General features: G+C 73.8%; 18 protein-coding genes and 1 tRNA gene. 9 read left to right on the forward strand and 10 right to left on the reverse strand.

Annotation, left to right across the window (positions count from 1 at the left end):
- Window positions 1-345 precede the first annotated feature (345 nt).
- The 5 genes from B056_RS0121350 to B056_RS0121370 all read left to right on the forward strand — a co-directional run bounded on the left by B056_RS0121350 (window position 346) and on the right by B056_RS0121370 (window position 9,758).
- On the forward strand, window positions 346-4,440 hold the full coding sequence (locus B056_RS0121350) for an NACHT and WD repeat domain-containing protein (protein WP_018503898.1): 4,095 nt from the start codon (window positions 346-348) through the stop codon (window positions 4,438-4,440).
- On the forward strand, window positions 4,441-5,991 hold the full coding sequence (locus B056_RS37475) for a serine/threonine-protein kinase (protein WP_076784746.1): 1,551 nt from the start codon (window positions 4,441-4,443) through the stop codon (window positions 5,989-5,991).
- Window positions 5,992-6,283: 292 nt separating this feature from the next.
- Entirely contained in the window at window positions 6,284-8,656 is a 2,373-nt protein-coding gene (locus tag B056_RS0121360; protein WP_018503899.1) for a hybrid sensor histidine kinase/response regulator, read from the forward strand.
- Window positions 8,657-8,712: 56 nt separating this feature from the next.
- On the forward strand, window positions 8,713-9,555 hold the full coding sequence (locus tag B056_RS0121365) for a hypothetical protein (protein WP_018503900.1): 843 nt from the start codon (window positions 8,713-8,715) through the stop codon (window positions 9,553-9,555).
- A 130-nt stretch (window positions 9,556-9,685) separates the two neighbouring features.
- Window positions 9,686-9,758 (forward strand) — tRNA-Glu (locus tag B056_RS0121370).
- A 93-nt stretch (window positions 9,759-9,851) separates the two neighbouring features.
- Here the strand turns inward: B056_RS0121370 and B056_RS44595 are convergent.
- The 10 genes from B056_RS44595 to B056_RS0121420 all read right to left on the reverse strand — a co-directional run bounded on the left by B056_RS44595 (window position 9,852) and on the right by B056_RS0121420 (window position 20,079).
- A complete protein-coding gene (locus tag B056_RS44595) occupies window positions 9,852-10,199 on the reverse strand; it encodes a hypothetical protein (protein WP_407672409.1) in 348 nt (115 codons plus the stop codon).
- A 166-nt stretch (window positions 10,200-10,365) separates the two neighbouring features.
- Window positions 10,366-10,695, reverse strand: a complete 330-nt coding sequence (locus B056_RS45440; protein WP_018503902.1) for a glycosyltransferase family 9 protein — start codon at window positions 10,693-10,695, stop codon at window positions 10,366-10,368.
- Entirely contained in the window at window positions 10,629-11,273 is a 645-nt protein-coding gene (locus B056_RS40890; RefSeq protein ID WP_268258385.1) for a glycosyltransferase family 9 protein, read from the reverse strand. Before B056_RS40890 ends, B056_RS45440 begins: the two co-directional genes overlap by 67 nt.
- 284 nt (window positions 11,274-11,557) lie before the next feature.
- Window positions 11,558-12,307 carry an SDR family oxidoreductase gene (locus tag B056_RS0121390; RefSeq protein ID WP_018503903.1) on the reverse strand — a complete coding sequence of 250 codons (750 nt, stop codon included), beginning with the start codon at window positions 12,305-12,307 and terminating at the stop codon, window positions 11,558-11,560.
- A gap of 46 nt (window positions 12,308-12,353) precedes the next feature.
- The gene (locus B056_RS40895; protein ID WP_018503904.1) at window positions 12,354-14,618 is read right to left on the reverse strand and encodes a PfkB family carbohydrate kinase; all 2,265 of its coding nucleotides are present in this window, start codon (window positions 14,616-14,618) and stop codon (window positions 12,354-12,356) included.
- The gene (locus tag B056_RS0121400) at window positions 14,615-15,868 is read right to left on the reverse strand and encodes a glycosyltransferase (RefSeq protein WP_018503905.1); all 1,254 of its coding nucleotides are present in this window, start codon (window positions 15,866-15,868) and stop codon (window positions 14,615-14,617) included. The genes B056_RS40895 and B056_RS0121400 overlap by 4 nt, the downstream gene beginning before the upstream one ends.
- The gene (locus B056_RS0121405) at window positions 15,865-16,914 is read right to left on the reverse strand and encodes a glycosyltransferase family 9 protein (protein WP_195905937.1); all 1,050 of its coding nucleotides are present in this window, start codon (window positions 16,912-16,914) and stop codon (window positions 15,865-15,867) included. Before B056_RS0121405 ends, B056_RS0121400 begins: the two co-directional genes overlap by 4 nt.
- On the reverse strand, window positions 16,911-17,498 hold the full coding sequence (locus tag B056_RS0121410) for an HAD family hydrolase (protein WP_018503907.1): 588 nt from the start codon (window positions 17,496-17,498) through the stop codon (window positions 16,911-16,913). The genes B056_RS0121405 and B056_RS0121410 overlap by 4 nt, the downstream gene beginning before the upstream one ends.
- Before the next feature lie 60 nt (window positions 17,499-17,558).
- On the reverse strand, window positions 17,559-18,752 hold the full coding sequence (locus B056_RS0121415) for a glycosyltransferase family 9 protein (RefSeq protein ID WP_018503908.1): 1,194 nt from the start codon (window positions 18,750-18,752) through the stop codon (window positions 17,559-17,561).
- On the reverse strand, window positions 18,745-20,079 hold the full coding sequence (locus B056_RS0121420; RefSeq protein WP_035752293.1) for a glycosyltransferase: 1,335 nt from the start codon (window positions 20,077-20,079) through the stop codon (window positions 18,745-18,747). The genes B056_RS0121415 and B056_RS0121420 overlap by 8 nt, the downstream gene beginning before the upstream one ends.
- Window positions 20,080-20,289: 210 nt before the next feature.
- On the opposite strand from B056_RS0121420, the gene B056_RS0121425 reads away from it, so the two are divergent.
- From B056_RS0121425 to B056_RS0121440, 4 genes are read left to right on the forward strand one after another with little or no spacing between them, the layout of a single operon-like run.
- Complete coding sequence (locus B056_RS0121425) at window positions 20,290-21,306, forward strand: glycosyltransferase family 9 protein (protein WP_230203105.1); 1,017 nt, start codon at window positions 20,290-20,292, stop codon at window positions 21,304-21,306.
- On the forward strand, window positions 21,303-22,232 hold the full coding sequence (locus tag B056_RS0121430; protein WP_018503911.1) for a glycosyltransferase family 2 protein: 930 nt from the start codon (window positions 21,303-21,305) through the stop codon (window positions 22,230-22,232). The genes B056_RS0121425 and B056_RS0121430 overlap by 4 nt, the downstream gene beginning before the upstream one ends.
- Complete coding sequence (gene rfaE2, locus B056_RS0121435) at window positions 22,229-23,785, forward strand: D-glycero-beta-D-manno-heptose 1-phosphate adenylyltransferase (RefSeq protein ID WP_018503912.1); 1,557 nt, start codon at window positions 22,229-22,231, stop codon at window positions 23,783-23,785. The genes B056_RS0121430 and rfaE2 overlap by 4 nt, the downstream gene beginning before the upstream one ends.
- Window positions 23,782-24,750, forward strand: coding sequence for a glycosyltransferase (locus B056_RS0121440; RefSeq protein ID WP_018503913.1), 969 nt, complete (start codon window positions 23,782-23,784; stop codon window positions 24,748-24,750). Before rfaE2 ends, B056_RS0121440 begins: the two co-directional genes overlap by 4 nt.
- The last annotated feature ends 7 nt before the right edge of the window (window positions 24,751-24,757 follow it).

The raw sequence follows: 24,757 nt of genomic DNA on the forward strand, positions 1-24,757 counted from the left end.
CCGAGCGGTCGCGCCACCTGTGGTGAGGCCGCTCGGCTGCTCAGGAACTGGAGGTCATGCTACAGGACGATGCGACCCATCCGGGCTGTGGGGGACAGGAAGTTTTCCCAACACATGATCAATCCGCGAGCCAAGATCCCCTGGACCGTCGAGCTCCGGGCCAGGCCCTCGCGCGGGCGCACGAGCGCCGGGTCGACTGTCGACGGTCGCTGTCCGAGTCAGGGAGGCCCGGAGTCAGGGAGGGCCGTCTGTCGCGTAGGTGACTGATGTGCGGTCAAAGTCGGCGATAGACCACAATCGGTGACGTTGTCCGATCGACCCATTGCCCCTGAGACGGGTGAGGTCATGACATCCGAGCGCCCGGAGCGTGGCGGACCGCACGGTTCCGGTGAGCACACACCGGGCGCCGCGGCCCGGCCGGACCAGCGGACCCCTCACACGGTGGCCGGGAACGCGGCGGAGCTGCGCACGCCGCCGCTGGTCGAGTCCCAGGCGGCGCCCACGCAGATCATCGACGGGTACCCGGCGAGGCCACCGACCAGTGCGTACTCGGCGGCCTGCCCGTACCCGGGGCTGCGCGGCTTCGACGAGTCGAGTGAGCGGTGGTTCTTCGGGCGTGAGCGGATGGTCGCGGACCTGGTGGCGCGGGTCGCCTCGGGGGCCTCGCGGGTAGGGCCGTTGGTGCTCGTCGGCGCTTCGGGGTCGGGGAAGTCATCGCTGCTGCGCGCCGGGCTCCTGCCCGCCCTCGCGCGCGAGGCGCTTCCCGGCTCGCGGAGCTGGCCGCGGCTGGTGATGACACCGGGCGAGCATCCGCTCGAGGCGCTCGTCCAGCGGGTTGTCGAGGCGACCGGGATGCCGACGATGGCGCGGATGCTGGGTGACAGCCTGCGCCGGGAGCCGGAGCGGCTCAGCGAGATCGTCCGTGAGCTGCTCGCCGCCGGCGCCGCGCGCGGCACGCGCGCCGCGGACGCCAAGCCTCGGTCCGCCCCTGACGGTGACGAGACCACGAAGCAATACGGACGGCACGAACCGCGGATGATGATCGCGGTCGACCAGTTCGAGGAGGTTTTCACGCTCTGCGTCGACCAGGGCGAGCGGGAGGCGTTCGTCCGGGCCCTGTGCGCGACCGCGGCGGGCGGGGCGGTCGTCGTGATCGGCCTGCGGGCGGACTTCTACGGGACGTGTGCGTCCTTCCCCGAACTCGTCGAGGTCCTGCAGGTCAACCAGGTCGTGGTCGGGCCGATGGCGGCTGCCGACATCCGCGAGATCGTGGTGAATCCGGCTCGGGCCGCGGGTGGGGACGTCGAGCCCGGGCTGGTCGAGCTCGTGCTGCGCGATCTCGGCGCCGCCGCCGGCACGGGGATCGCCGGGAGCGACCAGGGTCCCGGCCACGGCACCAGTCACAGCACCGGCACCGGCACCGGCACCAGTCACAGCCTCGGGTTCGGTTCCGGGTTCGTGGCCGATCCGGGTTCGCTGCCGTTGCTGGCCCACGCGCTGCGCGCGACCTGGTTCGCCCGGGCGGGCGAGGCACTGACCGTCGCCGATTATCTGCGTGTCGGCGGGCTGACCGGAGCCATCGCCCAGACCGCCGAGGCGGCCTACACGAGTCTGGACGTGGCCGCCCAGCAGGCCGTCCGGCCGCTGCTGATGCGCATGATCCGGCTCGGGGAGAACGGTGCGGACACCCGTCGCAGGATGCGGCGGGCCGCGCTGCTCGCGGAGGTGCCGGGGCCGGAGTCGGCGACGGTCCTGGACGCGCTGGTCGCCGCGCGTCTCGTCGAGGCCGACGCCGAGGGGGACCGGGACACTCTGCAGATCGCGCACGAGGCGTTGCCGCGTTCCTGGCCGCGCCTGCGCGAGTGGATGGACCTGGACCGGGCCGGCGCTGTGGCGTTGCAGCAGCTCCGCGACGCCGCCGAGGTGTGGGAGCGGGGCGGGCGGGATCCGTCCTATCTGTTCACCGGTTCGCGGCTCGCCGCGGCCCGCGAGTGGATGGACGACGACCCGAACGGCGACCCCAACGACCGCCGGGATGGCGACCCGAACCGCGATCAGGATCGTAAGCAGGACGTCGACGCGACGACCAGGCGGTTCTTCGACGCGAGCGTCCGCGCCGAGGCGGAGCAGCAGCGGGCGGCGGCACGCCGGACCCGGCGGCTGCGCCAGCTCGCGGCGGCGCTGGCCGTCCTGCTGCTCGTCGCCGCGTCGCTGGCGGGTCTGACGTTCCAGCAGAGCAACGCGTCGGGACGGGCTCGGGACCGGGCGCTCTCGCAGCGGATCGCGACCCAGGCGGAGTCCGCCCGGCGGGACAATCCGGCGCTGGCCGCCCAGCTCAGCCTGGTCGCGTTGCGCACGGCGGACACACCGGAGGCACGCGGGGCCGTCCTGTGGTCATTCAACGGCGGGGGCGGGGTGCCGACGCGGTACCAGGCGCATTCCAAGTCGGTCGGGACGGTGGCCTACAGCCGGGACGGTCGGCTACTCGCGACGGGCAGCGACGACTGGACGGCCGCGCTGTGGGACGCGACCGATCCGCGGCGGCTCACGCCCCTCGCACGCATCCCGAACGAGCGTGGTGGCGGGCATGGTCGGGCGGTGAAGGCGGTGGCTTTCAACCGGAACGGGACGGTGCTGGCGACCGGTGGCACCGACGGGCTGGCGAAGCTGTGGGACATCACCGACCGGGCGAGGCCACGCCTGCTGGCGACGCTGCCGAAGGCGGATTCGGAGGTCTACGGCCTGGCGTTCGATCCGTCGTCTGATCGTCTCGCCGTCGGTGGCTACGGGAAGTCAGCGTACCTCTACGACGTGTCCGACCCGGCCCATCCGGCGAAGGAGGGACAGCTTTTCCTGCACCTGGCGCAGGTGGTGGCGCTGGAGTTCAGCCCGGACGGCGCGTTCCTGGTCGCCGGGGACGAGGGTGGCTCGGCCCTGCTGTGGTCGATCAGTGATCCGAGCAGTCCGCGGCCGCTGAAGGTTCTCGTCGAGGACGGTGGGCCCAGCACGGACGGCGCGGGCCCGATCCGGGCGGTCTCGTTCGGCGGTGACGGCCACACCGTCTACACCGCCGGGGACGGCGGCTACATCCGCGAGTTCACCGGGCCGGACCTGACGCACCTGGCGTACGCCGGCCGGGCCGGGGCGGGGAACGCGCCGATGACGGGTCTCGGCGTGGACCCGGTGAGTGGTCTGGTCGCCGTGGGCGGGTTCCGGTACGTGGGAGTTCCGATCTTCGACGTCGACGTCGATCAGTACAGCCTGACCTTCCTGGACGAGGGCGCCACGGTCTGGGATGTGGCCTTCAGCCCGGACGGCCACCGGCTCGCCTCGGTGTCGGTGGACGGTTCGCTGCGGATCTGGGAGATACCCGGCCCGGCGCTGATCGGGCGCGACGGCGCCCAGGAGGACGTCGTGCTGAACCCGGTCACCGGCATTGTCGCGATCACCACCGACAAGGCGGTCGAGCTCTGGGACGTCCAGGATCCCTACGCCCCGCGCAAGCTGCACGTTCTCACCGACGTGACGAAGGGCGAGAACGACCCGACGGGCTCGTCGGCCTTCAGCCCGGACGGGAACGTCCTCGCCGTGGGCACGGGCAAGAACATCGTTTTCTACGACATCCGCGACCCGGCGAAGCCGTCCCGGATCTCGGACGTGCCCGGACTACCCGGCGGCACGGCGAAGGTCTGGTTCAGCCCGGACGGCGGGACTCTCGCGACCGGCGGCCTCAACGCCCCGCCGGAACCCGCCTTCCAGGCCAGGGTCGAGACCTGGGACGTGACCGACCTCGCCCACCCACGGCGGCTCGCCTCGGTGGTCGCCCACCGGTCCAGTGTCCGTGACCTGAACTTCTCTCCGGACGGGCGGACCCTCCTGACCGCGGCGGAACGCTCCGTCAAGCTCTGGGACGTGTCGGACCCGCGGCGGCTCCGGCTGATCTCGGAACTGCCCGAGTTCCCGGCCGGGGTCTGGGATGTCCGCTTCTCCCCCGACGGCAGGACCCTCGCCGCCGGCGGCGCGAACCCGTTCGCGATGCTCTGGGACGTCACCGACCTGCGCGCACCACGCCAGATCGCGGACCTGCCGGGCCATTCGACGTCCGTGACCAGCGTCGCGTTCAGCCGGGACGGCTCGCAGCTCGCCACTGGCAGCAACGACAACACCGTGCGGGTGTGGGACGTGACGGACCGCGACTCCCCGAAGCTGGTCGAGAAGCTCACCCGGTCCGCGGGCAGCGAGGCCGGCGTCGGGGAGATCATCTACACCCTGGACGGCGAGCGGCTGGTCGGCGTGACCTTCACCGTGCCCGCGGTGGTGTGGGACCTCGACGTCGACCGGGTGCGGGCCAGGATCTGCGAGCGGGCGGGGGTGGGCATCACGGCCGAGGAGTGGCGACGTTTCCTACCTGATCTGCCCTACGATCCGGTCTGTGGGTGATTGTTCCGCCACCGCTGTGACCGCGACCGCCGCGGTGCCGTCAGCCGCCTCGGCGGCGACGACAGTCTCGACGGCGGCAGTCTCAGCGGCGACGGCCCCGGCGGCCAGTCGGGTGTGATCGTCGACCGCGCGCACATCGAGGCCGCGCTGCCCGGCTACGAGGTCGGCGACCTGATCGGGACGGGCGGGTTCGGCCTGGTGTTCGCCGCCCGGCACGTCCGGCTCGAACGGCCGGCCGCGATCAAGATCCTGGTACCGGAGCTGGCCGACACCGCCTCCGGGCTCGGGGTGGGCCGGGAGGTCTTCGCGGCGGAGGCACGCCTGCTCGCCCGGCTCACCCATCCGCACATCATCCGGGTCTTCGACTACGTCGAGCGGCGCGACCTCTGCATGATCGTCATGGAGCTCTGCGACGGTGGGATGCTGCGGGCTCGGGCCGCGCGCGGGCTGGCGATGGCGGAGGTGGTCGCGCTCGGCCTGGCGATGGCCACCGCGCTGGACGAGGCGCACCGCAGCCAGGTGATCCACCGTGACATCAAGCCCGACAACGTGCTCTTCACCGCCGACCACACCCTGAAGATCACCGACTTCGGCATCGCGAAGATCGTGGAGACGACGACCGGCCGCGGCAACACGATCGTCGGCACCCCCGTCTACATGGCGCCGGAGCAGTTCACCGGAGCCCCGCTGCGGCCGGCGACCGACCTCTACGCGCTCGGGACGGTGCTCTACGAGCTGCTGTCGGGGCGGACACCGTTCTCCCGCCGGCTCTCCCCCGTCGAGCTCGCCGAGCAGCACCTGCGTGGGTTCCGGCCGCCGCCGCCCGGGTCGACACCGCCGGCCGTCGGCGGGGTCGTGGTGCGGGCGCTCGACCCCGACCCTGCGCGGCGCCAGCAGAGCGCGCTCGACTTCGCGCTCGACCTCGCCGCCGCGGCCGCGCGGGATTTCGGCCCCGCCTGGCTGTCGGCCTGCCCCGTACCGGTCCATCTGCCGGACGTCGTCCGCGTCGCCGCGACCACGTCACCGCGGGCCGGACCCGACACCGCCATCCCCACCAGCACCGCCACCGCCACACCCGCCGGCTCCGCCGTCCCCACCGGCGCTGCCGGCACCGTCGCGCCCACCGCCGCACTCGCCGACGACGCCGCCTCCCCCACCGAGGGTCCGGCCATCCTGCCCAAGGGGCGGGGCGCCGCGGCGGATCGGCGAAGCGGCACCGCGGACTCGCCGGCCACCCGGCGCGAGGGCCTGCTGCGCCGGTGGGCGGGACGGCGCCCGCCCCGTGCCGACCGGCCCGCGCCGGGGCCGTCGGGGCGGAGCGCCCGGCCCGCCCCGACGGCCCGCGCTGTCGTGCACCTGCGGGTGGAGAGCCCGTTCGGCCTGGCGGTCGGCCCGGACGGCAGGGTCGCCGTCGCCGCGGCGCGGTCGGGCGAGGTGCCCGTCCTTGACCCGAAGCAGGTCGCCGTCGGCCCCGACGGGACGCTCTACATCGCGCAGCCAGGCCGGCATCGGATAACCGCCGTGCCCTCCGCGTATCTCCCGCGCTTCTGACCGTCTCCCAGCTAAATCCGACTGTCTCCCAGGGAAATCCGGCTGTCCCCCAGGGAAAAAGGCACGACTCGGACCACGGTGGCTCTCCTTCAACCCTGCCCCGGAACAGAGCAGGATGAGGTGCCGTGGGGGAGTCCATCACCAGAAGTACCTATTCAAGTACTCAAACAGCATGCAATGCAACCCGATGTGACCTCATGTCAACGATTCACGTCCCGAGAGCCGCCGTCCGCGTACCCGAGAACCGGGAATCCGGCCCGGCCCGGTGGCCGACGTTCCAGGACCACAGTCCGTGAACGGCTCGGCGACGGCGACCCTGGCCAACGCCGCGACGACGGCCGCCTACCTCGCGATCTGCCTGTCGATCGCGCGCGGCCTGTGGCGGTCGGGCCAGTGGCGCAACAACCCGCTCGGCCTGGCCACCGCCGCCATCTTCTTCACCTGCGCGATCGGGCACGGCTCGCACATCTTCCAGCTCCCGCACGCCACCGGCCCGGCCACGCACGGCGGCGGCCACGGCGGCGGACCGGCCGGCGGGCTGGGCGGCGGTGGGTATGGCGAGGCCCCCGTTGGGCCGGCCGACCGCAGACTGATCGACGTCCAGTTCCTCACCACCGCCTGGGACGTCGTCACCGCGACCGTCGGTGTCTGGTACTGGACGCTGCGGAGCCGGTTTCCGGCGCTCGTCCGCGGTACCGCGCTCTTCGAGGATCTTCGCCTGCGGGAGGCCACCCAGCGGACCCTGCGGGAGAGCGAGGAGCGCTACCGCGGCATCGTCGAGACGACGGCCGACGGCGTCGTCCTGCTCGGCCCGGACGGGCACATCACCTACCGCAACGCGCGGTTCGCCGCGATCGTCGGCGGTACACCGCTGGGCACCCGGTTCACGGACCTGGTGTCCGACACCGACCGCGCCGAGATCACGGCCGCACTGGACGCGGTGCGCGCCGGCGCCGTCCGCCGCCTCGAGATCGCGCTGCGGCACTCCGACTCCCGCAAGGTCTGCGCCCAGGTCGCGCTCACCGCCCGGCTCGGGCCGGCCGGCGCCGCCGACGGGACGCTCGCGATCGTCACCGACATCACCGAGCAGAAGAACATCGAGGCGCAGCTGCGCCAGGCCCAACGACTGGACGCCCTCGGCCAGCTCGCCGGCGGCATCGCGCACGACTTCAACAACCTGCTCACCGTCATCGACGGCTACGCCACGCTCGTGCTGGCACGCGGCGACCTCGACGACGGTGTCCAGCGGGACCTGACCGCGGTGCGCGACGCGGCCGCGCGCGCCACCGGCCTGACGACCCAGCTCCTCGCCTTCTCCCGCACCGTCGACGTCTCCCCGGGGCCGGTCGACCTCAACGACCTGGTGCGCGGGCTGGAGGAGATGCTGCGCCGCCTCATCCGCGAGGACATCGAACTGGTCGTGATGCCCTCGGTACGGCCCGCGACCGTCCGCGTCGACCGCGGGAAGCTCGAACAGGTACTGGTCAACCTGGTCGTCAACAGCCGAGACGCGATGCCCGACGGCGGACGGCTGTTCATCCGGGTGGTCGTCGTCGACGACATCCCCGCCGCGGGCCGGCCCGACGCCGCGGCGCGGCGGCGCGTGCGGCTGACGGTCGCCGACACCGGGCAGGGCATGCCCGAGCACGTCCGGGCCCGCATCTTCGAGCCGTTCTTCACCACCAAGGACCCCGGCAAGGGAACCGGCCTCGGGCTCGCGACCGTGTACGGGATCGTGCGCCAGGCCGAGGGCACCGTCGAGGTCGACTCCGTCCCGGGGCTCGGCGCCACGTTCCGGGTCGACCTCCCCGCGTTCGTCGAACCCGCACTCGTCGAACCCGCCCTGACCGAGCCGCCCGTCCTGACCGAGCCCGTCCGTGCTGAGCCGACCCGCGCCGCGCCGAGCCGCGCCGAGCCCGCGCTCATCGGAGCGGCACACACCGAAGCCACGCACATCGAGACCACGTTCACCGCGCCCGGCCCTGCGGTCAGGCCGGCCGGCGGCACGGTCGAGGACCACGCCCGAGGCGACACCGGCGCCGACCTGAGCGGCCGGCCACGCGACGCGGCGCGGACCAACCGCCCCGCCCCGGTGGCGCCGGCGAGCCTGGCGGGTCTGGCGGGGCGACCGGACGTCCCGGACGGCCGGCACCGGCCGGACACCGCCCGGCCGGCCTGGGGCTGCGCGACCATCCTGCTCGCCGAGGACGACGACGCCGTCCGCCGCCTGGCCGAACGGGTCCTGCGCGGCGCCGGCTACCGGGTGATCTGCGCGGCCGACGGTCGGGCCGCGCGGACGCTCGCCCGCCGGCTGACCTCCATCGACCTGCTCGTCACCGACGTGATCCTCCCCGGCCGCAACGGCCGTCAGCTCGCCGAGGAACTGACCCGGATGTTCCCGGACCTGCCCGTCGTCTTCACCTCCGCCTACAGCCGCGGGATGCTCTCCGACGGCGGTGGTGACCTCGGCGTGGCCTACCTGCCCAAGCCGTTCACCCCCACGAGCCTGACCGAGACCGTCCGCGCCGCGCTCGCCACCCGCCGTCCCGCCATCCTCGCTCCCACCGGATCGGTACGGCTCCCCGCCGTCCCGCCCGCACCCCCACAGGTGACCGGGGCACCCGCGGGCCGGCACCGCGAACGCCGGCCGCGCCGAGGTTCCTGACGACCTCCACCCCGGAGACCCCGCTGGAAGCGAACCCGGACGACGAAAATGGAACCGTGACCGACGGGAAGACAGGCGACGGCACCACCCGGGACGAGGCGGCGCGGGAGCGGTCCGGCGAGCGGGGCGCGGCCGTGCCGGGCTTCCTCCCGAGCACCCACGCCCTCGGCTTCACCAACTCCTTCCCCCGCCAGCCCGTCCTGCGGATCCCGGTCGCGGGCCTCGGCGCGGTGCCGATCGGGGACGCCAGCCGTGGTCTGTGCGGCGGGATGGTCTACGCCGTCCGCGACCTGTTCGAGTTCGGCGTCGAGCCCCCGGAGATCACCAGCCCACCGGCCGCCGGGACCCCCCTCTACCGCTACATCGTGCGCAGGCTCTTCGACAGCTTCGACATCCCGCGCGGGGTCTACCGCTACTACCGCCTGACGAGCGCGGCCGACACCGATCTGACCCGCGGCCCACTGACCCGCCCCGGCGTCGGGCGGATCAGCGTCGAGCGGGAGTGGCCACGGATCCGCCTCGACCTGGAGCGCGGACTGCTCAGCCCGCTCGGCGTCATCACCACCCGCTCGGCGGACCCGCTGCGCCTCGGCCTGAACCACCAGGTCCTCGCCTACGCCTACGAGCAGCGCGGAAACCGGGTCAGGCTGCGGGTCTACGACCCGAACACATCCCGAGCGAGCTCCGACGACGTCACGCTGTCGTTCGACGTCACGCCGTCGCTGGAGGTCGCCTCCCGACGCCCGGCGGCCCCGGGGCCCATCGAACACACGATCTCGATCGGCGGACGTCCGGTGCGGGCCTTCTTCCGGTCGCGTTACCGCCGGGCCGACCCACGCCCCGCGCTCGGTCCGCCCCCGGGACGCGCGGTCGCCCCATCACAGTCTCCGCCCGCGTGACCGGCGGCGCGGCCTCCGGCCACCCACCGGCGGCACGCGTTTGTCGGCGGAGCGGACGATCCCCTATGCTTGCCCTGTTCTGAAGCCCGGCGCTGTGGTGGATCATCCGCCGCCGCATCTCCGGTCCGCTGCCCCCATCGTCTAGCGGCCCAGGACGTCGCCCTTTCAAGGCGGTAGCACGGGTTCGAATCCCGTTGGGGGCACACAGAGTGATTAATCAACTACCTTACATGGTTGGTTGAACTACCTTTCTACCGGCGACGATGACGGTAGGTCAGCTAAGCATTCACCTCAAGTCATCGACTGCGCGCCTTTGAAATGCCCGGTATGCGGCCTTCATCCGGCACGGGTTCGTCCCCAGGGGGCCAGCGGGTCGCGCGGCTGATCCGCACAACCACGATCCCCTGCCCGATGACGACGACCGGGATCCCATGCGTGACGGTCCGCACCGCCGGCCAGCGCGCGTTCGCGGCGGAGAGAGCGATCGCGAGAACTGCGAAGACGCTGACCGCGAGCACTCCGGAGGTGACCGAATAGTCCTGCTGAGTGATGGCCTGCCGCACCAGGTCACCCATGGTCACATAGATCAGGAGCTGGAAGGTGCTGAGCTCGCCGAGGGTCGAACGCCCGACCACCCTGGTGATGAGCCGGACGACCGCGAGTTCACCGCCGCGGCCGAGCTGGCTGGACGGCTGGACGGCTGGACGGCTGGACGGCTGGACGTAGGCGTCATAATCAAGGACGGACTCCCGAACGTCGTGTCTCAGGAAGTCAGCCACACTTCGTGATCTCCTCCGTGACGCTGCCGGATCACGGGCCCGTACCGCTCGTCGTACGAGGCCATGCGGCCTGCTCCAGGCTGGTGACCTCACGCAGGACCTGATCGACGGTGAGCGCGAGCAACCCCGGGGCGGGTGTCCCGCTCCGGGGATCACTGTGGTGCCCGGCCCACAGGGCGCGGTGCTCCTGCCGTTCGGGGGGCGGTCCCCACTCGGCTGGCGAGACGGGCCCGAACAGCACTACTGAAGGTTTCCGGTAGGCGGTAGCGAGGTGCGCGACTCCGGTGTCGGCACTCAGCACCAGGTGGGAACGCGCGACGAGGGCACAGAGCGCGACGAGGTCCAGCCTTCCGGCCAGCACCGTGGATGGGGAAGTCCGGCGGCCGTGGCCACCCGCAGGGCGAGGCCATGTTCCGCCGCGGAGCCCGTGAGAGCGATCTGGTGGCCGTCACGGGCGAGCTGCCGGGCCACGGCCGCCCATCGGCGCCCGGGCCACCGCCGGGCGGGAGCCGCACCGCCTGGATGGATGACAGTCGGACAAGGCGCGCTCCCTTCTCCGCGACCAGTGGTTTCTCTGCGTCGAGCGGCGCGGGTGGCGGTCGGGTCTCGCGCCCACCCGCCGCGAACCGGCGGCAGGCCAGGCGGCACCTGTAGCCCGAGTTCCGTGGGATCACAACTCACCCCGTATGCCGCCAGCAGCCGGCACCATCGAGACACCTCATGCTCGTCCGCGCTGCCGGCCCGCGCGAGCGTCGGTGGCTCCCAGGGGCACCCGCCTGGCAGGTCGAAGGCCCACAAGGAGGATGGACCGGTCTGCCTCAACGTCTCCGTGGACTCAGGCCCTCGCCCGTGCAGGTTCACCGCCAGCGTGGGTGCCGTTACCGCCACCGGTCCGAGTGGGTCTGCCGGCACCAGGCCGTCGACAGCTTCGGAGAGCATGGCCACGGGTTCGAGCCAGGCCGGTCCGGCGAGCAGGAGCCGGTGCCCGGGCAGTTCGGAAACCAGGTGGCGGCGCAGGCCGCGGAGCGTGGGAAGGGCGGTGAGAAGGTCCCCCAGTCCCAGGGCGCGCAGGGCGACGACGGTGCCCGCGGCCGGTTCGCAGGCTGCCGGTTCGCAGGCTGCCGAGACCGAGGACAGCGCGCCGGGAGCCCGGGGCGGCCGGGCGCGGCGCTCGGCCAACCGCCGGCCGCGCCCCGCCGGCCGCGGTGCCTGACGCTTTCGGCTCACGGGTAGGACGTCTCCCACGACGACGTGATCACGATCTCTCTGATCTCACATCCCGGTGGCTGCCCCAGCGCGAACACGACGGCGGCGGCCACGTCCTCGGGACGGTTCAGCTTCGCGTCGGGCCCGGGCTTGTACTGCTCGTCGCGGTCGTCGAAGAAGGCGGTCGACATGCCGCCCGGTACCAGGAGGGTGACCCCGACCTGGCCCTTGAGCTCCTCGGCGAGGGCCCGGGTGAGGCCGACCACGCCGAACTTCGAGGCGCAGTACGCGGAGGCGTCCCCCGCGACGCGGAGACCAAGGGTCGACGCGCAGGTCACGATCCGGCCGGTCGCGCCGTTGCCGCTCGTGCCGTCGCCGGCCCGTTGGTCGCGGCCGGGGCGCAGATAGGGGAGCGCCGCGCGTACCACGGCGGCGGTTCCCAGCAGGTTCACCGCCACGATGCGTTCCCAGGCGGCACCGTCCAGTTCATCCAGTGGTGCGGGCGTGTCAATTCCCGCGGCGGTGAAGACGCCGTCCAGCTGTCCGCCTGTGCGGTCGACGAGGGCGCGTACCGCCGCCTCGGCGTCACGGGTGGCGGCGAGGTCGACGACTTCGTGATCGGTTTCCGGCACGCCCGGTGTCGGGATCCGGTCCAGGACCAGGGGGCGCCCGCCGGCCGCGCGGACCGCGGCGACCGTCGCCGCGCCGAGCCCGGACGCCCCGCCGGTGATCAGGACTGTGCCCGGCCCAGCGGGGTCCGATCCCACCCGTGTTCCGGCTGCTCCCGGTGTCTCCGGGATCTGCTGGTCACCGTCAGCTGCTGCCACGGCGCACCGCCTCTCTGATGAGGGTCGAGGTGGAACGGCCGGCCAGGTACGGCAGGACGACCGCCTGGCCACCCCAGGACGCGACGATTCCGGCTTCCGGGAGGTGGGTCACCGCGTAGTCACCGCCCTTGGCGAAGATGTCCGGGCGCAGGTCGGCGAGCAGCCGCGCGGGCGTCTCCTCGTCGAAGATCATCACAGCGTCGACGCTGTCCAGCCCCCGGAGCACTGCCGCGCGGTCCGCCGCACCGACGAGCGGGCGGCCCGGGCCCTTGAGCCTGCGCACCGAGTCGTCACTGTTCAGGCAGACCACCAGGCAGTCGCCCAGTGAACGGGCGGCACGCAGGACTTCTACGTGACCGGCGTGCAGGAGGTCGAAGCAGCCGCCTGTCGCGACGACGGTGCCGCCCCGCGCCCGTACCGCGGCCGCCACGGCGCGCCCGTCGCTCCTCCCCCGCGGCGGACCGCCGTCTGTCCGCCGGGGCGATGGCCGCCAGCGGTCCGCGGGCCCACCGCCGGGCGGATGGACGGACGCGGAGCCCCCGGCGGCGACGAACTCGCCGGCCTGCCGGGTCGCGGCCGCCACCGCTTCGGAGGGAAGCCGCCCGGCGGCGAACGCCTCGGCCGCGCTCGCGGCAAACCGGTCCCCGGCACCGCAGGCGTCGCCGCCGCTGACCGGAAGGGCCGGAGTGAGAAGCGGGGGCGCGCTGCCCCCGGTCACCAGCATCGCGCCGCGTTCGGCGAGGGTGATCGCCACAGCACCGACGTCCCAGTGAGCCGTCAGTGCCCGTCCCCGTGCGCAGACGGCGGACAGCGACGCTCCGTCGATGCCGGGGGCCGCGCCGGCCGCCTCCGCTGCGTTCGGCGTCGCCAGGGTGGCGCCGGCCAGGGGCGCGGCACCGCGCGGATGTGGGTCCCACACCAGTGGGACTCCGCCCCGCCGCGCGAGCGCGGAACGCAGCGGCGGCGAGGCGGCGACTCCGCGACCGTAGTCCGACACGAGCACTGCGGCGGCCCGGTCGAGCGCGGTGCGCACCGCGAGGGGAAGGGTACCTTCCACCTGGCCTTCCCCGCCCTCGTCCAACCGGACCAGCGACCGTTCCCTGGCCCGGATCCAGATCTTGCTCGGGGTGTTTCCGGTGAGGCCGAGGTCGACGAGTTCCACCCCCGCCTCGGTGAGCATCGCCGCCAGCCGATGTCCGGCGCTGTCCCGGGCCAGTGCGGTGATCAGCGTCACCGGCGCGCCGTCACCTGCGAGCAGGATCGCGGCGAGGCCGGCGCCGCCGGGGCGTTCGGTCACGTCGAGGGCGTCGAGCACGGGCACCGGCGCGTCGGGAGCGAGCCGGGCGGCGTGGCCGCTGATGTCGCGGTCGAGCAGGGTGTCGCCCACCACCACGATGGGTCGCCCGGCGCCCCGACTCCCGGACCTGCCCTTACCCGGTGCCGTCGACGGATCACCCTCCGTCCGGAGTGTTTGCCCCGGTCGCCGGACACCAGATGTCCGCTGGCCCGAGGGACGCTTCCCACCACGTCCCGGAAAGCCGTCTTCGGCGGCGGTACGGCCATCCTCCGCTACGGCTCGGTCGGCGCCTCGCACCGCGCCCAGTGCGCCGTCGAACGCCGCGCACAGCAGGTGCACGGCCACCAGATGCACCTCCTGCACGGTGGAGGTGGGGACGGAGGGAGTCGGGCGTGATCCGGCGATGCCGGCTTCGGCGGTCTCGCCGACGCCGACAGTCTCGTGGCACAGTCCGGCCAGAGGGCTGCCCGGCGGGCCCAGCAGGGCCCAGACGGTCAGTCCCAGCCTGTCGGCGGTCGTGGCGGCCCGCAGCAGGTTGGCGCTGCGCCCGGAGGTCGACAGCAGCATCAGCACATCGCCGGGTCGGCCGTGCGCGCGTACCTGGCGGGCGAAGACCTCGTCGTAGCCGTAGTCGTTGCCGATCGCGGTGAGCGACGAGGTGTCAGCGTGCAGGGCGATGGCCGACATCGCCGGTCGCTCGTCCTGGAAGCGGCCGACGAACTCGGCTGTCAGGTGTTGTGCCTGGGCCGCCGAGCCGCCGTTGCCGGCCACCAGGAGACGTCCGCCGTTGGGCAGCAGGCCGGCCAGCCGAGCGCCCCACCGCTCCAGGCGGGTGACGTCGAGCGTGGGCAGCGTCGCCGCCAGCTCCCGGACGTGGCGATCAGCGTCGCCGGGGCGGTAACCAGGAGAGTCGTCGCGGCGGGAGCGGTCGCTGTCGACGGGGCCCCGGCTCATGGCCGCGTTCCGACGGGTCGACGTGCACCGGTCCGGATCCCGGCGCGCTTCCCACCCTGGCCGTGCGCCTCGCGCAGCCGCCGGTAGACGTTCATCGTCAGGGCACTGACGCGATCCCAGGAGAACAGCGCCTGGGCCCGTCGCGCTCCGGCGGCCCCCAGCCGCGCTCGCTCGTCCGGGTCGGCGGCGAGTTCGGAGAGCGCCTCCACGATCCGTTCCGGGCAACGGGGTGGCACGTGCAGCCCGGTCCCGCCGTCGACGACGGTGTCGATGAGACCGCCCACGGCACTGGCCACCACCGGCACCCCGCAGGCCATCGCCTCGACTGGGACGATCCCGAAGGGCTCGTACCACGGGACGCAGGCGACCACGTCGGCCGACCGGTAGAGCGCCGGCAGCTCGGCCCGCCCCACCCGGCCGAGCAGCGTTACCCGGTCACCGGCGCCGGAAAGCCGGGCCAGTCGGCGCAGCCGGCCGGCCTCGGCGTCGTGGTCCAGTTCGGAGCGGTCCGAGCCGCCGGCGATCAGCAGCTCGGTCCCCGGCAGCGCGGCGACCGCCTCGATCAGGTTCCCGATGCCTTTGCGCTCGACGAGGCGGCCGACGAACAGGACCCGAAACCGGCCGGGAGCGCGTGCGGCGGCTGGTCCGTGCGGCGTGAACGCAGCCAGGTCCACCCCGGATGGCACGACGCTGACGCGGTTGCCGGGCGCGCCGAGACGGACCAGCTCGAACAGCTCGTCGGTGCAGGTGGCGACGATCGCGTCGACCTCCCTGACCAGGCTTGCCTCGGTCTGCACCCGGTCCGGGGGCGAAGTGTCCCTGGAGCCCTGGTGCCGGCGCTTGACCACGCCCAGCGCGTGGCTGGTGAACACCACGGGGATCCCCAGGGGCCGCGCGGCGGCCAGTGCAGCCGTTCCCGACATCCAGAAGTGGGCGTGCACGACGTCGGGCCGTTCACGCGTCCACTGGTCGCGCAGGTCCGCGGCGAAGCCGCCCATGTAGGGCGGGAGGTCGTCCTTGGGAACGGGACGAGTCGGCCCCGCCGGGACATGGTCGACCTCGACGCCGTCCGTCAGCGGAACCCGGCGCGGCGGCCCGGGCGAGTCGCGCCGGGTGTGTACGACGACCTGTGCCCCGCGCCGCGCCAAGGCGCTGGACAGGGCCGCGACGTGGACGTTCTGGCCGCCGGCGTCGACTCCGCCCAGGAGCGCGAGGGGGCTGGCGTGCTCGGAGACCATGCAGATCTTCATGCTGTCGCCTCCAGGGGCCGGTTCCCACCGGCGGCGTCGCGGGTTACCGCCTCGACCGCGGCAAGCACGTCGCTGACGGTGACGGTCGACAGGCAGGGGTGGCCGGGCACCGGGCACAGACGCGCTCTGCACCCGGCGCAGTCGATGTCGAGATCGCCGAGGACGACCCCGCGGTCGGAGTAGGCCGCCCAGCGTTCGGCCGGCACTGTGGGCGCGAACAGCGAGATGACCGGCGTCCCGACGGCCGCGGCCAGGTGCGCCGGCCCGGTGTTGCCGACGACGGTGGCGCGAGCGCCCGCCAGCACCCCGGCGAGCGTCACCAGGTCGGTCGCCCCGCCCAGGTCGCGTCCAACGGCACCTGCGACATACGCCGTCAGAGCGGTCTCGTCGGCAGCTCCGGTGACGACCACCCGATGGCCGTTCCCGGCCAGCGCCGCGGCGAGAGCGGTGAAGCGGCTGGGCTGCCACCGCCGGGCGGGAACCGACGCTCCGGGATGCAGCACAAGGTAGGGCTGGGAGCCGGTCAGCCGCTGGGTGTCCGGAATCGGCCCGCGGACGCGGGGGCGTCCGTCATCCCCCGCGGGCAGCGGGTATCCGGCCGCGGCCGCGGTCGACAGCGCACGCTCGACCTCGTGCAGGCCACTGTCCGGCAGCCGGTGGCGGACGTCGAGCAGGGAGCCCGGATAGTCCTCACTCGCCGCCGCGACTCGCCGGATCCCGGCCAGGCGCAGCAGCAGCGCCAGGGGCAGCGGACTCTGATGGGACGACGTGAGGATCAGCGCCTCGTCGAACGCACCCGCGCTCAGTCGCCGGACGAGCCCGTCGATGTCGGCTCGTCCGACGGGCGGCGGCTCGGGGTCGATCCAGGGGCAGCGCCAGACGATGAGGTCGTCGACGCCGGGCAGCAGACCCGCCGCCGCGCGGCCGCGCGGCCCGACGAGCATGGTCACCTGTCCCGCGCCCGCCCGCACCGCGCGCACCGCCGGTCCGGACAGCAGGACGTCACCGTCGCTGTCGAGCCGCGCGACCAGCACCCGCGTACTCATGCGGGACCGCGGGGAGCTGAGAACGCCTGGGCGAGCGCGGCCAGCAGGTCGGGGGCGACCTCAGGCGCGGCGGCGATCTCCTCCCGCCTGGTGGCCGGGGTCGGCACCAGCACTCCGCGGGCGCCCACGGCGGCCGCGGCGGCCATGTCCGCGCCGATATCACCGATCATGACCACGCGCGGCGGTCGCACGCCGAGGGTGTGGCAGGCCGTCACCAGCAGGCCGGGCGCGGGCTTGCGGCAGCCGCACCCGTCCGCCGGGACGTGCGGACAGACGTGGAAGGCCACCGCGCCGCCGAGCACCGCCGCGAGCCGGGCGTTGACCGCGTGGACGGCCTCCCAGGTCAGCAGGCCGCGCCCGATGCCGCTCTGGTTCGACACGACCGCCGTGGGAATCCCGCGCTGTCGCAGCTGGCGCAGCGCGGCCGCGGCGGCGGGCATGGGGACGACCCGCTGAGGATCGCCGTTGTAGGGGACGTCACGGCAGAGCGTCCCGTCCCGGTCGAAGAGCACGGCCTCCGGCCGGGCCGGAACGGCCGCCGCCCTTCGTGCCGGCCGGGGTGCCTCCATCACGTCGAGACTCACGCACCCCGTGGTGCCCGACCTCAACCAGGGAAAACGGCTCTACACGGAGAAGCGGCCCTATCACCGAGAGTCAACTAGGTCGCGGACGGAATCCAGGACATCCCGCACCGTGATACCAGCCAGGCAGGCTGGCTCGCTGGTGTCCAGCGGGCAACGCCCGGACCACCAGCATTCCTGGTCGGTGATCGCGGTCGGTCGGCGCACGGAGCAGCCCGGCAGGCCCTGCAGATCGACCGTCCAGCCGCGGTGAAGTCCGTACCTGGTCGCCAGCGTCGGTCCATACAGAGCCACGGTTCTCGCGCCCATCACGGCGGCGAGACGGCACGGCCCGGTGTCGCCGCCCACCACGAGGCCGCCGCGTTCCGCGAGCGCCGCGAACATCCCGGCCGCCTCCCGCAGGCCCATGGCCGGCAGCACCGCCACCGGAGGCCAGGGCTCGGCCTGCGGCTCCCCCCGCTGCACCGTGGGCTCCGCCGACGGAGGCTCCGGCGACGGCAGCCGTGCCACCGGCCAGCCAGCGGTGAGCAGCCGGTCGGCCAGCTGCCGCCAGCGGTGGACGGGCCACCGCTTGATCGCCATGCCTGCCCCTGGAACCAGGACAACCGGTGGGTGCCCGCCGGGTGGACAGTCCTGCGTGGCCAGGCCGGCTGACCGTCTCGCCGCGTCCAGGCCGCGAGGGCCGGTGCCGCGGAGCGTCCCGCGCCGGGTGAGCGCCTGGGCGAGTGTTTCCCTGCCCCGCGCCCGTTCGGCGGCGGTGAGCCAAAGAGGCCCTGACCGCGCACGGTCGAGTTCGGCGGAGGCCGCGTCGATCACACCGTCGACGGCGAGCAGCCGGACGAAGCGGGCGTCGACCGCCTCGTCCGGCGGCGGCACGCGCCACAGATCGTCGACGGCGGCCACCCCGAGATCGGACAGCAGGCGCGGGATGCCACTGTGCCGGGTGGTCGTGACGGCGAGATCGGGGCGGCGCCGGGTGATCTCGGCGCGCACGGCGGCCCGGACGCCGCCACCGCTGTGGTCGGTCACTCCGACCACGCGGTCCAGCCGATCATCGGCTGCCAGCAGGTCGGCTCCGGGCAGGAAGGTCACGACCCGCGTCCGGGCCCGCGGATGCGCCGCCAGGAGGGCTTCCAGGGCCGGTAGCGCCAGCAGCAGGTCGCCGAAGCCACCGAGCAGCTCGATGACCAGGATGTCGCGGGCGGCGCCAGGCGCGGGAAGCGCGGCCCGCGACCCGCGGGCCGGCCGCTCAGTCACCGTGACCAGGACTGTCATGGCCGCCCGGAGGCGCCGCGCCGGCAGGAGACCGGGCGTGGAACCGCGCTGGCCGCCCCCGGCCCGTGCCTCCGTCCCGGCATTCCCGGTAGAGCTCCAGATGAGCGTCGGCTATCCGCGGCCAGCCGCGGTCGGCCAGCAGTGTCGCCAGACCGGCCCGGACCCGGGCGCCGAGGTCCGCGTCGACCAGCAGTCGTCGGATGCCCACGGCCAGCGCCCCGGCATCGCGGACCCGGGGCACGACGACCGCGGTCCGGGCGTCGACCAACGCCGGATCGGGGGGATCCGCCGCGGTCACCACGACCGGCAGGCCGTGCGCCGCGACCGCGGCCAGCGCGCCGCTTTTCGCCGTCACGCCGGCGGTGAAGGGCAGCACGGCGATGTCCGCCGCGGTCAGCACCTCGGAGGCTTCCGCGGCCGGCAGGTGACCGGTCATCAGCACCCGGCCGGCCACACCCGCCTCGCGGGCTCCGTCCTCGAGCTCGCGTCGGAAGGCGTTGGCCTCGGGCTCACGCAGCGCCAGGGAGACGAATCCGCCCGCGATCACAAGGCGGACGCCGGGGTGCTCGGGAGCCAGCATCGCGAGCGCCTCGATGAGATATCGCAGGCCCTTCGCTGGATGGGCGAAGCCGAAGAACGCCAACACGGGCGCCTCCGGTGGCAGCCCGAGCCGCGACCGCGCCACCCGCCGCACCGCGGGGCGGTCCGCGTGCGAATCCGGAATGACATTCGCGCCCACCGGAACGGATCGCGGGCTGATTCCCAGCCTGCCTCGGACCGCCCTCGCATGCGCGCCGTTCGTGACGATGACGCGGCTGCTTCGCGGCGCCAGGGCGAGGGTCTCGCGGTCCCACCAGCGACGCCGCTCGACCAGCCGCCACAGCCGGTCCGGTACGTGCGCCGGCCAGCTCCACCAGTCGTATTCGTGCAGGGTCGTGACGAGTCGCGTGCTCGCGGGGAGCAGGAGGGGAAGCAGGCCGACGGCCGGTGAGTAGCCGAACGCGGACGGCGCGAACTGGACGTGGACGACATCCGGCGCAAGCCGGCGCAGCGCGCCCGCCAGTGCCGCGACGCCACGTGCGTTCCATCCGTCCGCCACCTTTATCAGCCGTGGGCCGGCGGCCGGTTCGGCGGCACCGGCCGGGCCGGCCGTGGCCAGCCAGACGTCCGCCCGGTGCCCGAGAGCCTCGCGCAGGTGCAGCGTGTAGTCGGCCACTCCGTCCCGCGCCGGCTCCAGGTTGCCGCAGATGAGCGCGATCCTCGGCCGGTCCGTCCGCTGCGACGTGGGCGCGGCTCGGGTCACGGGCACCGTGTGCCCTCGTCCGAGCCGTTCAAGCAACCCGCCGGGAGCGGCCTGGGCGCGCTGACCGAGCTGGCGACGTGCCGATTACCGAGGTATCGGCACGCCGGTTTGGCTCGCGACCACCCGGGCAGCCCGCTCACGATGCGTCCTCACCCGCCTACCCACCCGGCCGCCCTGCGGGGCGCGCCGATTCAGTGGGCCGGGCTGGAGCGAATTTTGCTTGTCCGGCCTGACAATCTCGGCGACGTCCTGATGATGGGGCCCGCGTTGCGTGCGCTGAGGGCGGCGGCACCCCGCGCGCGGCTGGAGCTGCTCGCGTCCCCTTCGGGGGCGGCCGCCGCACCGCTGCTGGACGGGCTCGACGCCTGCCTCGCCGAATCGGTGCCGTGGCAGGACGCGTCCGGGGGCTCGGCGACGCCCGAATCCCTGCACCGCCTCGTCGCCCGGCTCACTGCGAGGTCCTACCAGGCCGCGGTGGTGTTCACCTCGTTCTCGCAGTCACCGTGGCCGGCCGCGTACGCTTGTGCGCTGGCGGAGATCCCGGTCCGGGCGGGGGCGTCCCGCGAGTTCGGTGGAGCGCTGCTCACGCACTGGATCGACGACCTTCCCGACGAGGCGCACCAGGTCGACCGGGCCGCGGAGCTGCTGACCCGGCTCGGCGTGCCAGTGCCCGAACGCGCACTGCGAGTGAAGATCCCCCGGCAGGCCGAGCAGGACGCCCAGGCCATCGCCGGGCCGCGCCCCTATGCCGTGCTGCTGCCCGGCGCGTCCTGCGCGTCTCGGCGCTGGCCGCCGCGCCGGTTCGCGGAGCTGGCCGGCCGCCTCGGATCCGCCGGCCTTCGCGTCCTCGTCGCCGGCACCAGCCGGGAGCGCGACCTGGTGCGACAGGTCTGTGCCGGCGCCGGCCCAGCCGGTGTCGATCTTGCCGGGGCGCTGGACCTGGGGACCCTCGCCGCGCTCCTGCGCCGCGCCGAGATCGCGGTGACCAACAACTCCGGCGGCATGCATCTCGCCGACGCGGTCGACGCGCCCCTGCTCGCACTGTTCGCCGGGACGGAGCGGGAGTCCGAGTACCGCCCGCGGTCCACGCGCTCCCGCGTGCTGCACCGCCCCACCCCCTGCGCGCCCTGCCGGGCGTTCGACTGCCCGCTGGGCCACCACGAGTGCCTCGACATCACAGCGGCGCGGGTCGCGGACGCGGCGCTGGCACTGCGCGCCCGGAGCGCCACGTGAACGCCGCGGGTGAAGGCGGAAGCACCCGGGAGGCGGACGCCGCCCGCGATCTCGATGTCCTGGTGCCCACCTGCGGCCGACCGGACGCCCTGGCGGTCACTCTGGGCGGTCTGGCGGCACAGACGGTGCGCGGTTTCCGGGTGGTCGTGTCCGACCAGACCCCGGCGCCGGACGAGCTGTCCGTGGACCGCCCGGCGTGCCGCGCGGTAACGCGCGTCCTGCGGCTGCGCGGAAGCGAGGTGGAACTGCACCGCGGGCGGCCGTGGCGTGGCATGGCCGAGCAGCGGGATTTCCTGCTGTCCCGGGCGCGAGCGACCCGGGTGCTCTTCCTCGATGACGACATTCTGTGCGAGCCCGGCGCCCTCTCCCGGATGCTGGCGGCTCTCGGCACGCTGCGCTGCGGCTTCGTGGGAGCGGCGCCGCAGGGACTCAGCTTCCTCGACGACGTGCGGCCCGCCGAGTGGGCCGCGTTCGAGCCGGTCACCGGTCCACCCGGCCCGGAACGGGTACGCAAGGGGATGCCGTCCTGGCAGCGGTGGCGTCTGCACAACGCGGCGAACCTCACCCATCTCACCCATCTCGCCCAGATAGCCGGCGCTACCGCCCGGCGGCGGGAGTGGACCGCGTACCGGGTCGCCTGGATCGCCGGATGCGTCCTCTACGACCGCGTCAGGCTCCAGGAGGCCGGCGGCTTCGGTTTCTGGACGCGCCTGCCCCCGGGGCACCGTGGTGAGGACGTCGTGGCTCAGCTCCGCGTTCTCGAACGGTCAGGCGGAGTGGGCATCCTGCCTCCCGGCACCGTCCATCTGGAACTGCCCACCACGCTGACGGATCGCCGGGTGGACGCCTACGCGGAGATCATCGAGGCCGACGACGCCGGCCGCAAGGCCCGGCGCGGTCGCCGATCCGGAGGAGAGGGCCCATGAACGCCGTGTCGGCCTTGCCCGCGACGCGGGATCCGTTCGCCAGGCGGGACGCGCTCGACGCGCTCGCTTCCCTCTACGCCCTTGACCTCCTGGTTGTCGGTGACGTCATGCTCGACAGCTGGGTCTGGGGCCCGTCTCGAGGCCTGTCCCGGGAGGGCCCGGTGCCGGTGGTCGCGGTCGCCGGGAGGTCCGAGGCCCCGGGCGGTGCCGGCAACGCGGCGGCCGCGGCGGCCGGGCTCGGTGCCCGCGTGCGACTGGTCGCCACCGTGGGCGACGACCAGGACGGCGCCCGGCTGCGGGAGCTGCTGAACGATGCCGGTGTGGACACCGCCGCGGTCCTCGATGACCAGGGCCGGCGAACCGTCCACAAACAGCGGATCTGCTCCGGCGAGCATCTTCACCTCCGTGTAGACAGCGGTGACGAGGCGCCGCCCGGGCCGGCGGCCGGCGCCGGGGTCAGGAGCCGGCTGTTCGACGCCGCGGCGGGAGCCCTTGGCCTCGTCGGCTCCTGCGCCGCCGTGCTCGCCTGCGACTACGGCACCGGTCTGTTCTCCCCGGAGCTGGTGCGCCGGCTGGGCTCGGCCGCCCGGAGCGCGGGTCGGCCGCTGGTCGTGGACGCCCACGACCCCCGCCGCTGGGCCCCCGCGCGGCCGGACATCGTGACACCGAACGCGGCGGAGACGGCCAGCCTGCTGCCCCCCGATGCGGCCGGTCCGTTCCTGGCTGACCGGCCGCGCACCGTGGCGGCCCACGCGGAGGCGATCCTCGCCGCGGCCGGAGCCCGTGTCGTCGTCGTCACGCTCGACCGCGACGGGCTCGTCGTGCTCGACGGCGAGCGTCCGCCGCTGCACCTGCCGGCCGAGCCCGCCCCGGACGGCCACACCGCCGGCGCCGGCGACACCCTCGCCGCCACGCTCGCGACCGCGGTGGGTGGCGGGGCGGCGCTGGAGCCGGCCGTCATCCTCGCCGCCGCCGCCGCGAGCGTCGTCGTCCGCAGGCCCGGTACGAGCGTGTGCACCGCCGCCGATCTCCGCGCCTGCCTGGCCCCGAAGCCCCCGGGAGCGATCGACCTGCCCGCGCTCGCCGAGCAGGTACACGCCGAACACCGCCGCGGCAGCCGGATCGTCCTCACCAACGGGTGCTTCGACGTCCTGCACCGCGGCCACATCGCCTACCTCGCCGCCGCCCGGGCGCTCGGGGACGTCCTGATCGTGGGAGTCAACAGCGACGCCGGCGTGCGGCGACTCAAGGGCCCCGAGCGTCCGGTGAACACCTTGGAGGACCGGCTGGCGGTACTCACCGCCCTCACCGACATCGACCATCTCGTCGTCTTCGACGAGGACACCGCGACCGATCTGATCACCGCGCTGCGGCCGGACGTGTACGTCAAAGGCGGCGACTACACGGAGTCGATGCTGCCGGAGGCAGCGCTCGTCCGCGCCCAGGGCGGGCAGGTGCGTTTCGTCGACTACGTACCCGACCACTCCACCAGTGGGCTTCTCGACCGGATCCGCGGCGGTCAGACCCCCGCCCTCGTGCGGAGGCGGCCATGAACATCCTGCTCTGGCACGTGCACGGCTCCTGGACGACCTCCTTCGTCCAGGGCGGCCACCACTACCTGGTGCCGGTGACACCGGAACGCGGCCCGGACGGCCTGGGCAGGGCCCGGACATACCCGTGGCCGCCCTCGGTCGAGGAGGTGCCGCCCGCCGAGCTCGCCGACAGGCCGGTCGACGCCGTGCTCCTGCAACGCCCGCACGAGATCGAACTCGCCTCCCGCTGGCTGCGCCGACGAGTCGGGCGGGACGTGCCCGCCATGTACGTCGAACACAACACCCCTCGCGGCGACGTTCCGCTGTCCCGACACCCGGTCGCCGACCACGAAGACGTCGTTCTGGTGCACGTGACCCACTTCAACCGCCTGTTCTGGGACAACGGAACCGCCCGGACCCGCGTCATCGAACATGGGATCGTCGATCCCGGGCCCCGCTACACCGGCGAGCTGCCCCGGATCGCCGTGGCCGTCAACGAGCCGGTCCGGCGCGGGCGGATCACCGGCACCGACCTGCTCCCAGCTTTCGCCGCCGCCGCGCCCGTCGACGTGTACGGCCTGGGCGTGCGCGGGCTGCCGGAGGCCACCGGCCTGCCGCCCGATCGGCTCACGGTGCTCGACGACCCCCCGCAGGCCGAGCTGCATGCCCGGATGGCCCGCCGACGGGTGTACGCGCACCTGCCCCGCTGGACGTCACTGGGCCTGTCCCTGCTGGAGGCGATGCACCTGGCGATGCCGGTGGTCGCGCTGGCCACCACCGAGGCCATGGCGGCGGTCCCGCCCGGTGCCGGGGTGCTCTCCACTGACCCGGCGGTACTCGTCGACGCCGTGCACGCGTACGTCGAGGACCCGACGCTCGCTGCCGACCACGGCCGCCGCGCGCGTGAGGTCGCGCTCGCGCGCTATGGGCTGGAGCGCTTCCTAGGGGACTGGGACGAGCTGTTGAGCGACATCGTGACCAGCTGAGCGAGAA

The organism is Parafrankia discariae (assembly GCF_000373365.1).
Lineage (GTDB): Bacteria > Actinomycetota > Actinomycetes > Frankiales > Frankiaceae > Parafrankia > Parafrankia discariae.

Coding starts and splice junctions, on each gene's coding strand:
- B056_RS0121350 (WP_018503898.1), top strand. CDS start 346: ATGACATCCGAGCGCCCGGAGCGTGGCGGACCGCACGGTTCCGGTGAG.
- B056_RS40890 (WP_268258385.1), bottom strand. CDS start 11,273: ATGCTCTCCGAAGCTGTCGACGGCCTGGTGCCGGCAGACCCACTCGGA.
- B056_RS40895 (WP_018503904.1), bottom strand. CDS start 14,618: ATGAGCCGGGGCCCCGTCGACAGCGACCGCTCCCGCCGCGACGACTCT.
- B056_RS0121400 (WP_018503905.1), bottom strand. CDS start 15,868: ATGAAGATCTGCATGGTCTCCGAGCACGCCAGCCCCCTCGCGCTCCTG.
- B056_RS0121405 (WP_195905937.1), bottom strand. CDS start 16,914: ATGAGTACGCGGGTGCTGGTCGCGCGGCTCGACAGCGACGGTGACGTC.
- rfaE2 (WP_018503912.1), top strand. CDS start 22,229: ATGAACGCCGTGTCGGCCTTGCCCGCGACGCGGGATCCGTTCGCCAGG.
- B056_RS0121440 (WP_018503913.1), top strand. CDS start 23,782: ATGAACATCCTGCTCTGGCACGTGCACGGCTCCTGGACGACCTCCTTC.